We start from the raw sequence: 13,965 nt of genomic DNA, 5'->3' as shown, positions 1-13,965 counted from the left end.
AAGATTATGAAACATCGCTATTTACCTATGACTGAACAAGATAAGAAGGCAATGATGGAAACCATTGGTGTTTCTTCAATAGATGAACTATTTAGCGATATCCCAGAAAAAGTAAGGTTCAAGGGTGACTATAAGATTAAAGCAGCTAAGTCAGAGACAGCACTAATGAAAGAACTGTTCCAATTAGCAGACCAAAATGCTGACCTCAAACGCAATGTCTCTTTTTTAGGAGCGGGTGTTTATGATCACTATATGCCTGTAATTGTGGACCATGTGATTTCTCGTTCTGAGTTTTATACTGCTTATACACCCTATCAGCCGGAAATTTCCCAAGGTGAATTGCAAGCTATTTTTGAATTCCAAACCATGATTTGTGAGTTAACCGGTATGGATGTTGCCAACTCCTCTATGTATGACGGAGGTACCTCCCTTGCAGAAGCGGCCATGCTAAGTGCGGGTCATACCAAACGTAAAAAGATTGTTGTTTCAAGTGCTGTTCATCCAGAGTATCGGGAGGTCCTTAAAACGTATGCCAAAGGACAATATCTTGAAGTGATAGAAGCCCCAATAAAAGAGGGCGTAACAGATATTGAATCCTTAAAGATTTTAGTAAACGAAGAGGTGGCAGCCGTAATCGTTCAATATCCAAACTTCTTTGGTCGTATTGAGCCCTTAAAAGAAGTTGAGGAAATCATTCATGCCCATAAAGGAATGTTTGTTGTAAACAGCAATCCACTTTCTCTAGGTGTATTAACGCCTCCTGGGAAGTTTGGTGCTGATATCGTTATTGGCGACGCCCAGCCATTTGGTATTCCTACAGCTTTTGGTGGTCCACACTGTGGGTATTTTGCAGTTACGAACAAATTAATGCGAAAAGTACCGGGCCGTCTTGTCGGCCAAACAGTAGATGATCAAGGTCGCCGTGGTTTTGTCTTAACGCTCCAAGCCCGTGAACAGCATATTCGACGTGAAAAAGCCACTTCAAATATTTGTTCAAACCAAGCGCTGAACGCACTTGCAGCATCTGTTGCCATGACAGCTTTGGGTAAAAAAGGTGTTCGTGAGTTGGCCGCAGCAAACCTTCAAAAGGCCCACTATGCTAAAAATGAGTTTAAAAAGGCCGGGTTTGAGGTGGTATATAATGGCTACTCTTTTAATGAATTTGTCATTAAATTAAAAAAACCTGTTAAAGAAATGAATCAACTATTGTTACAAAAGGGCATTATCGGGGGCTATGATTTAGGCCGTGACTATTCCGAACTATCTAATCATATGTTGATTGCCGTAACTGAGCAAAGATCAAAAGAAGAAATCGATACTTTTGTGAAAGAATTGGGGGATTTACATGCATAATCAAGAACAAGCACTTATTTTTGAACGTAGTACTCCCGGCCGAATCGGTTACAGTCTTCCGGAAATGGATGTACCGGAATTAAATATCAGCACACTGCTCCCAGACGGGTTCATGCGTGAAGAAGATCCAGAACTTCCAGAGGTTTCTGAGCTTGATATCATCCGTCACTATACAGCTCTTTCCAAAAGAAACCATGGCCTAGATTCAGGTTTTTATCCGCTTGGCTCTTGTACTATGAAATATAATCCAAAAATCAATGAAAATGTTGCTCGTTTTAATGGGTTTGCTCATGTTCATCCGCTACAGGATGAAAGCTCTGTTCAAGGGGCGTTAGCGCTTTTATACGACCTTCAGCAGCATTTGGTTGAAATTACAGGGATGGATGAAGTAACTTTACAATCTGCAGCAGGGGCACACGGTGAATGGACTGGGTTAATGTTAATACGTGCTTACCACGAAGCAAACGGTGAAACCAACCGTACTAAAGTAATCGTTCCGGATTCCGCTCATGGTACAAACCCTGCTTCGGCAACCATTGCTGGCTTTGAAACGATAACGGTAAAATCCACTGATCAGGGTCTTGTTGATTTAGATGATTTGAAACGAGTTGTGGGTAATGATACGGCTGCGCTTATGCTCACAAATCCAAATACACTTGGCTTATTTGAAGAACAAATTCTTGAGATGGCCGATATTGTTCATGAGGCAGGCGGAAAGTTGTATTATGACGGTGCAAATCTGAACGCGGTTCTATCTAAAGCTAGACCTGGTGATATGGGCTTTGACGTTGTCCACTTAAATCTTCATAAAACCTTTACAGGTCCGCATGGCGGCGGAGGTCCCGGTTCAGGTCCTGTTGGAGTGAAAGAAGATCTAATACCATTTTTGCCAAAACCAATTATTACAAAGCGTGGCAATGAATTTATTTTAGACTATGACCGTCCCCAATCCATTGGACGTGTTAAGCCGTTCTACGGAAACTTTGGTATTAACGTTAGGGCTTATACTTATATTCGTTCCATGGGGCCGGACGGCTTAAAAGCAGTTACGGAGTATGCGGTCTTAAATGCTAACTATATGATGAGAAGACTGGCGGAACACTATGACTTACCGTTTGATAAACATTGTAAACATGAGTTTGTTCTAAGTGGTAAACGTCAGAAAAAATTAGGGGTTCGAACGCTTGATATTGCTAAACGTCTGTTGGATTTTGGCTATCATCCACCAACCATTTACTTCCCATTAAATGTGGAAGAATGTATTATGATTGAACCGACAGAAACAGAATCGAAAGAAACACTTGATTCTTTTATCGATACGATGATTCAAATTGCCAAAGAAGCGGAAGAAAATCCTGAAATGGTTCAAGAGGCACCGCATACAACGGTTGTTGGCCGTTTAGATGAGACACTAGCGGCGCGTAAACCAGTTTTAAAATATCAAAAGGCTTAACAGAAAAAGGTCAGATTCCGTGAGAATCTGACCATTCCTTATGATTGATTTAAAAATAAGTGAGGTCCCGGGGACATTTCCGGGACCTCTCAGCTTGATTATTTCTTTGTTTTTACTTTACCTGTCCATTTTTTGAATCCGCCTTGAAGCTGGGTTAAATCTTTATACCCTCTACGGTGTAAGAATTGTGCTGCACGAGCGCTTCGCATACCGCTTTGGCAATATAGATAAACTGGCATATCTTGGCGGATCTCCTTCATGCGCATTTTTAATTGAGACATTGGGATATTACGGGATCCTAAAATATGGCCGCCTTCGAACTCGTTCGGTTCACGAACATCTATTAGTTGTGCCTTTCGGTATCCTGCACGGAATTCTTCTTCTGTTACCGTTTTAACAATCCGCTTTTGATAAAAGTAGGTGAAGACGGAGTAGATTATAACGGCTGCAATAATAATTAATAAAGTATAAAGTGAATTCAACTTCTATTGCTCCTTTCAAGCTTTACTGCACTAGTATTTATTATATAAGTCAAACCATTAAAGATAAAGATGAAAAGAAAAAACTTTTTCATTTTGCCTAATAAAATTATACCAGAAACATCTGATTTTGAATTCCTATCAGATTTTGGTAGACTTAAATTCGTACTAATTTATTTCAAATGAGGTCTTTATATGAAAAAAGAAACTTGGCGTTTTATAGATTCAGGGAATGGCTCTCCGTCTTTTAATATGGCTTTGGATGAAGCACTGCTTGATTGGCACAGTCAAGGAAAAATCCCTCCAGTTATTCGGTTCTATGGCTGGAATCCTCCAACCTTGTCTGTAGGCTATTTCCAAAAAATCGAGAAAGAAATCGACATGGATGCTGTAAAGGAGCACAATCTAGGGTTTGTCAGAAGACCAACTGGAGGCAGGGGAGTGCTCCATGAAGATGAGCTTACATATAGTGTCATTGTTTCGGAAGATCATCCTGAAATGCCTAAAACGGTAACAGAGGCCTACCGTGTTATCTCGGAGGGAATATTAAAAGGTTTTCATCATTTGGGACTTGAAGCTTATTTTGCGGTTCCTAAAACAGCGGAAGAAAGAGATGCATTAAAAAGTCCTCGCTCTGCTGTTTGTTTTGATGCTCCAAGCTGGTACGAACTTGTGGTTGAAGGACGAAAAGTAGCGGGGAGCGCTCAAACAAGACAAAAGGGGGTTATCCTCCAACACGGATCTATACTTCTAGATTTGGATGAGGATAAGTTATTTAGTTTATTTAAGTATCCTAATGACCGGGTTAAGCAACGAATGAAAAAGGCTTTTAAGGATAAGGCAGTCGCTATTAACGCGATTAGTCCTAGGAGGATTACTTTAGAGGAAGCAAAGGAAGCTTTTTATAAAGGATTTGCAGAAGGGTTGAATATTGAGCTAGAACCCCACCAATTAACAGCAGAAGAACTTGCTTATGTAGAGAAAATTGCTAAAGAACGTTATGAAAATGATGAATGGAATTTCAAAAGGTAGGGGGAGCGGCATCCGCCGCTTTTTTCTATTTTTGAAAATAGCAATTTACAAAAGAAGCAAGCCTCGAATTTTGTTGAATTTCCCTGTTATTTGACGAAATTCCGATTAAATCTTTTATTTTCTTCAAATTATAGTTTATTTTGAGTTTGACAAAATAATTAACATTCGTTCTATATACAATATATAGTGTTACCGAAAATATTTTCGGTACTATATATTGTATTTTTAGTTGATTATTCCAGTAAGACTATGATACCTTATTTATATAAAGCAACTAGATATAGCTGTATGCTATTAGATTAAATACAATAGATAGATTTTTATTTGAAGGAGTTGTTCTCATGTCTGTAGTTTTTAGACAAAAAATGAATATTGATTTTGAAAGGTTGAATGAGGATATCCGCTTATTCCCCCAAGTGCACCCGGTTACCCCAGATATGAAAATAACTCATAAAGGTGTATCTCGATTGGTTATGCTTGACCGTTACACCTTTAAAGACACAGCTAAAATTACCCTTACAACTGGCGACTTTGTTGTTTTAACAATTAAAGAGGATCCGAAATTCCCAGCACGCGGTCTTGGGACTATCATGGAGATTGATTGGGAGAAGAAAAAAGCAAAAGTTTTAGTGGAAGAGGAATTTAGAGGAGTACTTGATGATCCTGAGGAAGCATCTACAGGAACGATCATCAGGTCTTTAGATGTGATTGAAAAGCCATTAGAACTCTTCTATGAGCAGATTGCGAAGCGTAATGCTACAGGTCTGGCTGCGGTTGAAACTACGGAAGAGAAGCGAATTGAGTGGACGGAGAAGTTTTATCAAGAGTTAGTGAACTTGAACTTTATTCCAGCCGGCCGGGTTCTTTACGGTGCAGGTGCAAATACGGATGTGACGTATTTCAACTGTTATGTCATGCCGTTTGTACCAGATTCACGTGAAGGAATCTCTGACCATCGTAAGTCGGTCATGGAGATTATGAGCCGAGGCGGCGGAGTAGGAACGAATGGTTCAACATTAAGACCACGAAATACTCTTGCTAGAGGAGTAAATGGAAAATCTTCTGGTTCGGTTTCTTGGTTGGATGATATTGCAAAATTGACGCATCTTGTTGAGCAAGGAGGTTCGCGCCGGGGAGCTCAGATGATCATGCTGGCTGACTGGCATCCGGACATTATTGAATTTATTATTTCAAAAATGCAGAATCCTAGAATTCTACGATTCTTAATTGAAAATACAAATGATGAAACTATTAAAAAGCATGCGAAAGATAAACTGAAATTTACACCATTAACTCTACAAGAAACTGCTATGTACCAAGGGATTGTGAACTATAAAAGCATTCCTGGCTTTGGCGGGTTTGATGAAAGCATTATTGCCCATGCAGAAGAAAAGCTTCTAACAGGCGGTAATTATACTGTTCATAATTCTGAGTTCTTAACCGGTGCAAACATATCAGTGTGTTTAACAAAGGAATTTATGGAAGCCGTAGAAAACGACAGTGAATATGAACTTCGTTTCCCTTATGTTGAGCAATACAATTCAGAAGAAATGAATATTTATAATGAAGAATGGCACAAAGTCGGTGACGTGCGCGAGTGGGAAAAACTTGGTTATAAAGTTCGTGTTTATAAGAAAATTAAGGCAAAAGAACTTTGGAATTTAATCAACATTTGCGCTACCTACTCGGCAGAACCAGGTATATTCTTTATTGATAACGCCAACGACATGACAAATGCTAAAGCATATGGACAACAAGTTGTTGCAACAAATCCATGTGGAGAGCAGCCTCTTGCACCATTTTCAGTGTGTAATCTTGCAGCAGTAAACCTTGCTGAAATGGCAGATAAAGAGACAAAAACAGTAGATTTCGAAAAACTTAAACAAACTGTAGCTGTTGGTGTCCGTATGCAGGACAACGTTATTAACGCTACACCATACTTCCTTGAAGAGAATAAAAAGCAGGCTCTTGGTGAGCGCCGGGTAGGTCTGGGCGTCATGGGATTACATGATCTTTTGATCTACTGTGAAACAGAATACGGTTCACCAGAAGGCAACGAATTAGTTGATAAAGTGTTTGAAACGATTGCAACTACTGCTTATAGAGCATCTGTTGAATTAGCGACAGAGAAGGGAAGCTTCCCATTCTTAACTGGCGAAACACCTGAAGAAACAAATCGCTTAAGACAGGCATTCATAAATACAGGATTTATGAAAAAAATGCCTGATGATATCCGTGAAACAATTCTAGAAAAGGGTATTAGAAATTCGCATCTCCTGACTGTGGCTCCTACAGGATCCACTGGTACCATGGTTGGCGTTTCTACAGGATTAGAGCCTTATTTCTCATTCTCTTACTTCCGCAGTGGACGTCTTGGCAAATTTATTGAAGTAAAAGCAGATATCGTACAAGAATATTTAGATCAGCACCCAGAAGCAGACTCTAACAACCTTCCTAAATGGTTCGTTACTGCTATGGAGCTTGCACCTGAAGCACATGCCGATGTACAATGTGTCATTCAGCGCTGGATTGACAGCTCTATTAGTAAAACAGTAAACGCACCTAAGGGATACAGTGTAGAACAAGTTGAAAAGGTATATGAGCGCCTATATCGCGGTGGTGCTAAAGGTGGTACTGTTTATGTCGACGGTTCACGTGATTCTCAAGTATTAACTCTAAAAGCAGAAGAAAATACAAATGAACAATTATCCATGTTTGATGAAAAACCGCATCAGCATGTGGTTCTAGTTGATACAATTAGTGACCTTCGCTCAACCGATGTAACCATTGGTTCTGAGGTTGGAAATACTTGCCCAGTCTGCCGCAAAGGTAAAGTAAAAGAAATCGGCGGATGTAATACATGTACTAACTGTAATGCCCAATTGAAGTGTGGTTTATAAAAACTTTTAGAGAATGGAACAAAGCTTCCATTCTCTTTTTTTTTATAAAATTATATCAATATAACTTTGTAATTGAATTGTAATATGGCTGTGACATGCCTGTTATCCTTTCCTTGTATAGTAATGTTATCAATTCACTCAAGGGGGAATAACAACATGATAAAAAAAGTAATTGCAGCATTAGTAATGACAGCTACAATCACAACGTCTTTGTTTGCCTCATCGGGTGATAAAGCAGAAGCGGCATATTATCATACAAAAGCAATTTCGGTAGCAAAATCAAATATAGGTGTTCCATATAGATGGGGAGGAATTACACCAGCTGGCTTTGACTGTTCTGGTCTTGTTAAGTACTCTTTTGGAAGGGCAGGCGTAACACTGCCACGTACGGCAGCAGATATGTTCTATTCAAAAGGATATCGAGTAAGCTCACTACAGGTAGGGGATTTAATGTTCTTTGCCCCAACTAAAGCAAGCAGACCAACACATGTAGCGATTTACATTGGCTCTGGAAAAATGATTATGGCTTCTTCATCAAAAGGTGTTATTATCACATATACAAGCAATACCTATTGGAAGCCAAGGTATATTGGTGCAAAGCGTATCTAAATAAAAAGTAAGAAGAGTATCGGATAAAAAACCGATGCTCTTTTTTTGATTTGATTAATAAATATGGAAAAACTTCTCTCCCTTATTATTAATTATCTTCCTTGACAACGACTCATACTACTTAAAAATAAAGTGAAATGAGGAAGTCAGTATGGACCCTTTTATACCGCAGCTTGTCTATATCGAGCCCAAAGCTTTAGAGTATCCTCTCGGCAGGGAGTTAAAAGATAAATTCACAAAATTAGGTCTCGAAATTCGCGAAACCACTTCCCATAACCAAGTCAGGGGAATACCTGGTGATAATGAACTACAGCAATACCGTAATGCGAAATCAACCTTAGTAGTAGGAATCAGAAGAACATTAAAATTCGATACATCAAAACCATCTGCCGAGTATGCGATTCCACTCGCAACGGGATGTATGGGACACTGTCACTATTGTTACCTGCAAACAACACTCGGAAGTAAACCCTATATCCGGACTTACGTAAATCTAGATGAAATCTTTGAACAGGCTCAAAAATATATGGATGAGCGCAAACCCGAAATTACCCGCTTTGAAGCAGCCTGTACATCTGACATTGTGGGATTGGATCATTTAACTCATTCTTTAAAGAAAGCTATTGAATTCTTTGGACAATCCGAATATGGCCAACTTCGTTTTGTTACAAAATTTCATCATGTTGACCATCTGCTTGATGCAAAACACAATGGAAAAACAAGATTCAGGTTTAGTGTGAATTCGCGTTACGTGATTAAGAACTTTGAGCCAGGTACCTCTTCCTTTGAAGAGAGGTTAAAAGCTGCACGGAAGGTAGCCAATGCCGGTTATCCGTTAGGATTTATTATTGCACCTATTTACATGCATGAAGACTGGAAAGAAGGGTATCGAGAATTATTTGAACGACTTAGTGAGGAGCTATCAGGAGTAGAGATACCTGACTTAACATTTGAACTTATTCAGCATCGTTACACCAAACCAGCAAAGAACGTGATTGCCAAGCGCTATCCGAAAACAAAGCTTGAAATGAAGGAGGAAGAACGAAAATACAAATGGGGAAGATATGGCATTGGAAAATATGTCTATCCGGATGAAGCAGCAAAAGATTTAGAAACTACTATCCGGGAATATGTTCAGGAATATTTCCCTCATGCTATAGTCCAATATTTCACTTAAATTTTCTACTTGTCCGCCGTACTATATTCTAAGTAAGCTGACTAAAGATGTAACAAGTTCATCTTTTAGGAGTGGCTGCCCATGAAAATAGACGGCGTTTTTTCTGGAGGGGGAATTAAAGGCTTTGCTCTTATTGGAGCCTATGAAGAACTTGAAAGCAGGGGATTCCAATTTGTAAGGGTGGCTGCAACAAGTGCAGGCTCCATAATTGCCGCTTTAATCGTTGCGGGATACACAAGTAAAGAGATTTATAAATTGGTGGATGAGTTCGATTTGCCTAAAATGCTTGATACTCGAAAGACGATCATCCCGTTTTCTATTGCAAAATGGATGCTTGTATATTGGAAGTTAGGCCTTTATAAAGGAAATGAACTTGAAAAATGGCTGAAAGAGAAACTTGAAGCAAAAGGGTTAAGAACATTTTCAGACCTTCCGCCGGATACGCTAAGAGTCATTGCATCAGATCTTTCGAATGGACAAATGATCGTCATACCTGATGACTTAGAAAAATTCGGGATAAATCCGGCTTCCTTTCCCATTTCTAAAGCCATTCGAATGAGCTGCAGTATTCCTTATTTTTATGAGCCCGTTAAGTTACGGTCTATGGATGGCGTGAATGTCATTGTGGATGGCGGGGTGCTCAGTAACTTTCCCATGTGGCTGTTTGATACGGAAACAGTAAAAAAAGTCAGGCCAGTACTTGGAATAAAGCTTAGCCCGAGTGAATATGAACACGAAAAACATCAAATAAAAAATGGGATTCAATTGTTTGGGGCCCTGATTGAGACAATGAAAGATGCCCATGATCAACGTTACATTTCAAAAAAACATGTTGATAATATCATTTTTATTAAAGCAGAAGGTGTTTCTTTAACCGAATTTTCCATAAGCGATGAAAAGAAACAAAAATTATTTGAAATAGGCAAAAATCATGCTAAAAAGTTTTTAGATCAGTGGTCGTACTAATTCATGCTCTTGGCGCTTTTCTAATAAAAAAATCGAGTGTCTAAAAAGACGCTCGATTTTTCTTTTTACCCTTCTTGCCGTCGATAACGGTCAAATGAGCAGGGGTTTTCTTTTTTGTCTTGGTGCTTTTCTTTAGTGAAGTGAATGTTCCTAGAGAAGAAGTCCTAGCAGTAGAATCTCCACTCTTTTGCTGTAATCGTTTTTTTGATTTTTTAGCTGCCTTAAGAAATGCCCGCTGCTCTTTTTTCTGAGGGCTCGAATTTGAAAACCTTCGAAAAAGGAAATAAATAACTAAACCGATCAATGCGACGACAGCTATTCCCTGAATGAAACCGGCAGGATCTGCTGTAAATGAACTGACAAGTCCAAGTAATGCAAGTATAATAAGTACCCCAACAATAAACGTTGATGTCCGATTTTTCAAGAAAGCCACCTCCCTAAGAGCATCTTAAGCATTTTTTGATTCTTTTAAACACATAGGTAAAAAGATTTAGACAATTTCTTCATTTTTTGTATCAAGATCTGTTTCCTTCTCTCTTCTTAATAATTCTTGGAAAGAGAGTATTGCTACCTCTACTTGGTCATTAGTTGGTTCTTTTGTTGTTAACAATTGAAGCCAAAGTCCGGGTAAACCTAGATATTTTAATACCGGGATATTGCGTAATTTGTTTGTAATCTGTAAGACTTCAAAAGCAATACCTAACACCACTGGTATTAACAGAAGACGGTCAACAACCCGTAACCATAAAGGTGTGGTTGGCACAAGCAAATAAACAAACACTCCAACAACGACCGTAAATAAAATGAAGCTGCTTCCACAGCGATAGTGCAGTCGGGAATGGGCCTGCACATTTTCAACTGTTAAATCTACCCCTGCTTCAAAGGTGTTTATTACTTTATGCTCAGCACCATGATATTGAAACACTCTTTTTACAAGTGGGGTAAGAGAAACAAAGTATATATATGAAAGGAGTAATATTAGCTTAAAAAAGCCTTCTACCATTACTTGGGCAAAATCTGATGGGAAAATGGGTTTTGTTAGAACAGCTAAAAAGACAGGAATTAATGTAAAAGCAAATTTCCCAAATAAAAACGAAATGACTCCTATAACGGCTACCCCTAAATACATCGTTAGTTTCGAAACTTCTTTTTCTTTAATGGTTTTGTCATCTTTAGGATCAACATCATATCTTTCAGTTGAAAAGTTCAAATGTTTTGAGCCATTAGCACTAGCTTCAATAATTGCAATAATCCCGCGAAGAAACGGAATCTTTTTTAAGCGAGATAAAGCAGGATTGGCTTTACGCGGCAAGTGATAGTATTCTACAGAACGATCTTTTCTGCGTATAGCAGTAACGTAATGATGCTTTCCGCCAAACATAACACCTTCAACCACTGCTTGGCCGCCATAAACGGGTTTTTCAGAATTGGACATGGTTATTAACACCAACCTATAACAAAGTTGCACAATAGCAGAAATGATAAATCTGTATGTACTTAATTTTATTCTACTAGAAAAGTGAAAAAACCTCTAGGCTGACATAATATTTCCATTTAAAACAGTAAAAAATTTTTTTCTATGTAAGGATTAATTGTCTAAGGGCATAATAATCATGAAATTAGTAAGAATTTATTAATTAGAACAGATGTGACAAATAGATTGGAGGTTTTCATTATGTTAAACGAACATGAATTAAAACAATATCCAAAAGCAATGTCTTTTTTAATGATGGTTTTCTGGACTGGATTATTTGGGGGCATTTTTTGGGGGATTATTGGCTACATTGCTTATTTTTTTAATTTTACAGAAGTTAGTCCAAATGTCATTCTTGAACCATGGGCATTGGGCGATTGGAAATACGGCTGGCTAGGTAAAGTTATTTCCTTAGTTTTTTTGGTGATTGTCTCAATAATAATCGCTTTCGTTTACTACGCTGTCTTAAGAAAACTAAAAGGAATATGGTTTGGAATGGGATTTGGTATTGCTTTATTTTTAGTGGTATTTTTTGTTCTCAATCCCATTTTCCCTGGGATTAAACCCTTCATGGAGTTAAGCAGAGATACCATCATAACTTCTATTTGTTTATATATGTTATATGGAACTTTTATCGGATATTCCATTAATTATGAGTATGAAATTAATAAAGTACAAGACAAAGAGGCTTCAACTTAAGTTTGAATTAGTCGAATGCTAAAAGGTTATGATAAAATATTTTTATCTACATTGATTTTTAGGGAGAGTGAGATAAATGGGAAAATTAGAGAAATTACGTTCTGTTTTTTCAGCAAATGGCATTGATGGCATATTGATTACGAGCCCTTACAATCGCCGCTACATATCTAATTTTACAGGCACAGCAGGTGTGGTTTTAATTAGCGCAGAGAAAGCGCAATTTATTACAGATTTCCGCTATATTGAACAAGCTACTGAACAATGCCAGGGATTTGACATTATTAAATTTACCGGTTCTATACCGGAAGAAGTCGCCCTGCAAGTAAAAAAATTAGGGATTAAAAAGCTTGGTTTTGAGGCGGATTTCTTAACATATTCTTCAGTAAAAGTATATGAAAAAGAAATAGAGGCTGAACTTGCACCGATTTCAGGCGTAATTGAAAAGTTACGCTTGATTAAGACTGACGCAGAGATTAAGATATTAAAGGTAGCAGCAGATATCGCTGATGCTGCATTTAAACATATTTTGGATTTTATCCGTCCCGGTAAAACCGAATTAGAAGTTTCTAATGAGCTTGAGTTTTTTATGAGAAAGGCTGGCGCTACTTCTTCTTCTTTTGATACCATTGTAGCTTCTGGTCATCGTTCCGCACTGCCGCATGGTGTGGCGAGTGATAAAGTCATTGAAGCTGGGGATATCGTTACTATGGACTACGGCTGCTATTATAATGGCTATGTTTCTGATATTACCCGGACAATTGCCGTTGGTGAACCTGACGCTAAGCTGAAGGAAATTTATAATATTGTTTTGGAAGCACAATTACGAGGTATGGCGGGATTTAAACCCGGTATAACAGGAAGAGAAGCAGATGCGATTACGAGAGACTACATAACAGAAAAGGGTTATGGGGAATACTTTGGTCACTCTACTGGCCATGGGATTGGCCTGGAGGTTCATGAAGGCCCTGGTTTATCAATGAAATCTGATATTATTTTAGAACCTGGCATGGTGGTTACTTGTGAACCAGGTATCTACATCCCTGGTCTTGGCGGCGTTCGAATTGAAGACGATACTTTAATAACGGACACTCATAATGAAGCTCTAACCCACTCTACAAAGGAACTAATTATATTGTAAGATTTTAGGAGGATTTACACATGATATCTGTTAACGATTTTAAAACGGGATTAACAATTGAAGTTGATGGCGGCCTATGGCGCGTTCTTGATTTCCAACACGTAAAGCCAGGAAAAGGAGCGGCATTTGTTCGTTCAAAGCTTCGCAACCTTCGAAACGGTGCGATTCAAGAAAAAACCTTCCGTGCAGGTGAAAAAGTAGAAAAAGCACAGATTGATAATCGCAAAATGCAATATCTATATGCAAGCGGTGATTCACACGTGTTTATGGATATGGATTCTTATGAACAAGTGGAACTTCCAGCAGCAAACATTGAATACGAATTAAAGTTTTTAAAAGAAAATATGGAAGTTCATATCATGATGTTCCAATATGAAACTCTTGGAGTTGAATTACCGAACACCGTTGAATTAGAAGTGACAGAAACAGAACCTGGCATTAAAGGTGATACAGCTTCAGGCGGAACAAAGCCAGCAACACTTGAAACCGGACTTATTGTTCAAGTGCCATTCTTTGTAAACCAAGGAGATAAGCTCATCATTAATACAACAGAAGCAAGTTATGTTTCTCGTGCATAAGTTATTACCAAGAAACCTTAGATCATTAAACGGTCTAGGGTTTTTTTTCGACAAAATTAACACATTTTAGTCAAAGTTTCTCCTCAGTTTCTGCACAATTTTTTTCT

General features: G+C 38.4%; 13 protein-coding genes. 10 read left to right on the top strand and 3 right to left on the bottom strand.

What is annotated here, in order from left to right; genetic code table 11:
• Positions 1-6: 6 nt before the first annotated feature.
• Positions 7-1,353 (top strand): aminomethyl-transferring glycine dehydrogenase subunit GcvPA, encoded by a 1,347-nt coding sequence (gene gcvPA / locus CVD27_RS24035; protein ID WP_101651172.1) that lies wholly within the window; start codon positions 7-9, stop codon positions 1,351-1,353.
• Positions 1,346-2,806, top strand: coding sequence for an aminomethyl-transferring glycine dehydrogenase subunit GcvPB (gcvPB, locus tag CVD27_RS24030; RefSeq protein WP_101651171.1), 1,461 nt, complete (start codon positions 1,346-1,348; stop codon positions 2,804-2,806). Before gcvPA ends, gcvPB begins: the two co-directional genes overlap by 8 nt.
• A 98-nt stretch (positions 2,807-2,904) precedes the next feature.
• Here gcvPB and CVD27_RS24025 read toward each other — a convergent pair whose 3' ends face one another.
• The gene (locus CVD27_RS24025) at positions 2,905-3,288 is read right to left on the bottom strand and encodes a rhodanese-like domain-containing protein (RefSeq protein WP_101651169.1); all 384 of its coding nucleotides are present in this window, start codon (positions 3,286-3,288) and stop codon (positions 2,905-2,907) included.
• A gap of 192 nt (positions 3,289-3,480) precedes the next feature.
• Here CVD27_RS24025 and CVD27_RS24020 point away from each other — a divergent pair, with 192 nt between their 5' ends.
• The 5 genes from CVD27_RS24020 to CVD27_RS24000 all read left to right on the top strand — a co-directional run bounded on the left by CVD27_RS24020 (position 3,481) and on the right by CVD27_RS24000 (position 9,969).
• Entirely contained in the window at positions 3,481-4,317 is an 837-nt protein-coding gene (locus CVD27_RS24020) for a lipoate--protein ligase family protein (RefSeq protein ID WP_101651167.1), read from the top strand.
• 341 nt (positions 4,318-4,658) lie between these two features.
• Positions 4,659-7,217, top strand: a complete 2,559-nt coding sequence (locus CVD27_RS24015; RefSeq protein WP_101651165.1) for a vitamin B12-dependent ribonucleotide reductase — start codon at positions 4,659-4,661, stop codon at positions 7,215-7,217.
• Positions 7,218-7,373: 156 nt separating this feature from the next.
• Positions 7,374-7,826: a C40 family peptidase gene (locus tag CVD27_RS24010; RefSeq protein WP_257984471.1), complete on the top strand. Its 453-nt coding sequence runs from the start codon at positions 7,374-7,376 to the stop codon at positions 7,824-7,826.
• A 151-nt stretch (positions 7,827-7,977) separates the two neighbouring features.
• A complete protein-coding gene (gene splB / locus CVD27_RS24005; RefSeq protein WP_101651163.1) occupies positions 7,978-9,003 on the top strand; it encodes a spore photoproduct lyase in 1,026 nt (341 codons plus the stop codon).
• A gap of 81 nt (positions 9,004-9,084) precedes the next feature.
• A complete protein-coding gene (locus tag CVD27_RS24000; protein ID WP_101651161.1) occupies positions 9,085-9,969 on the top strand; it encodes a patatin-like phospholipase family protein in 885 nt (294 codons plus the stop codon).
• A gap of 40 nt (positions 9,970-10,009) precedes the next feature.
• Here CVD27_RS24000 and CVD27_RS23995 read toward each other — a convergent pair whose 3' ends face one another.
• Together CVD27_RS23995 and CVD27_RS23990 are read right to left on the bottom strand one after the other, a co-directional pair.
• Positions 10,010-10,402, bottom strand: coding sequence for an SA1362 family protein (locus CVD27_RS23995; protein WP_308301821.1), 393 nt, complete (start codon positions 10,400-10,402; stop codon positions 10,010-10,012).
• A gap of 57 nt (positions 10,403-10,459) precedes the next feature.
• On the bottom strand, positions 10,460-11,404 hold the full coding sequence (locus CVD27_RS23990) for a DUF1385 domain-containing protein (protein ID WP_101651158.1): 945 nt from the start codon (positions 11,402-11,404) through the stop codon (positions 10,460-10,462).
• Positions 11,405-11,644: 240 nt separating this feature from the next.
• Here CVD27_RS23990 and CVD27_RS23985 point away from each other — a divergent pair, with 240 nt between their 5' ends.
• The 3 genes from CVD27_RS23985 to efp all read left to right on the top strand — a co-directional run bounded on the left by CVD27_RS23985 (position 11,645) and on the right by efp (position 13,858).
• Positions 11,645-12,142, top strand: coding sequence for a YqhR family membrane protein (locus CVD27_RS23985; RefSeq protein WP_101651156.1), 498 nt, complete (start codon positions 11,645-11,647; stop codon positions 12,140-12,142).
• A 76-nt stretch (positions 12,143-12,218) separates the two neighbouring features.
• Positions 12,219-13,280, top strand: coding sequence for a M24 family metallopeptidase (locus CVD27_RS23980; RefSeq protein WP_101651155.1), 1,062 nt, complete (start codon positions 12,219-12,221; stop codon positions 13,278-13,280).
• 20 nt (positions 13,281-13,300) lie between these two features.
• Complete coding sequence (efp, locus tag CVD27_RS23975) at positions 13,301-13,858, top strand: elongation factor P (RefSeq protein ID WP_101651153.1); 558 nt, start codon at positions 13,301-13,303, stop codon at positions 13,856-13,858.
• Positions 13,859-13,965 lie beyond the last annotated feature (107 nt).

It is taken from the genome of Neobacillus cucumis (assembly GCF_002860255.1).
Taxonomy (GTDB): domain Bacteria; phylum Bacillota; class Bacilli; order Bacillales; family Cytobacillaceae; genus Neobacillus; species Neobacillus cucumis_A.
This window is presented reverse-complemented; position numbering and strand designations above follow the sequence as displayed.

What these genes read in the sequence shown, in the direction of transcription:
- gcvPA (WP_101651172.1), top strand. Translation starts at nt 7, where the DNA reads ATGAAACATCGCTATTTACCTATGACTGAACAAGATAAGAAGGCAATG.
- gcvPB (WP_101651171.1), top strand. Translation starts at nt 1,346, where the DNA reads ATGCATAATCAAGAACAAGCACTTATTTTTGAACGTAGTACTCCCGGC.
- CVD27_RS24020 (WP_101651167.1), top strand. Translation starts at nt 3,481, where the DNA reads ATGAAAAAAGAAACTTGGCGTTTTATAGATTCAGGGAATGGCTCTCCG.
- CVD27_RS24015 (WP_101651165.1), top strand. Translation starts at nt 4,659, where the DNA reads ATGTCTGTAGTTTTTAGACAAAAAATGAATATTGATTTTGAAAGGTTG.
- CVD27_RS24010 (WP_257984471.1), top strand. Translation starts at nt 7,374, where the DNA reads ATGATAAAAAAAGTAATTGCAGCATTAGTAATGACAGCTACAATCACA.
- splB (WP_101651163.1), top strand. Translation starts at nt 7,978, where the DNA reads ATGGACCCTTTTATACCGCAGCTTGTCTATATCGAGCCCAAAGCTTTA.
- CVD27_RS24000 (WP_101651161.1), top strand. Translation starts at nt 9,085, where the DNA reads ATGAAAATAGACGGCGTTTTTTCTGGAGGGGGAATTAAAGGCTTTGCT.
- CVD27_RS23990 (WP_101651158.1), bottom strand. Translation starts at nt 11,404, where the DNA reads ATGTCCAATTCTGAAAAACCCGTTTATGGCGGCCAAGCAGTGGTTGAA.
- CVD27_RS23985 (WP_101651156.1), top strand. Translation starts at nt 11,645, where the DNA reads ATGTTAAACGAACATGAATTAAAACAATATCCAAAAGCAATGTCTTTT.
- CVD27_RS23980 (WP_101651155.1), top strand. Translation starts at nt 12,219, where the DNA reads ATGGGAAAATTAGAGAAATTACGTTCTGTTTTTTCAGCAAATGGCATT.
- efp (WP_101651153.1), top strand. Translation starts at nt 13,301, where the DNA reads ATGATATCTGTTAACGATTTTAAAACGGGATTAACAATTGAAGTTGAT.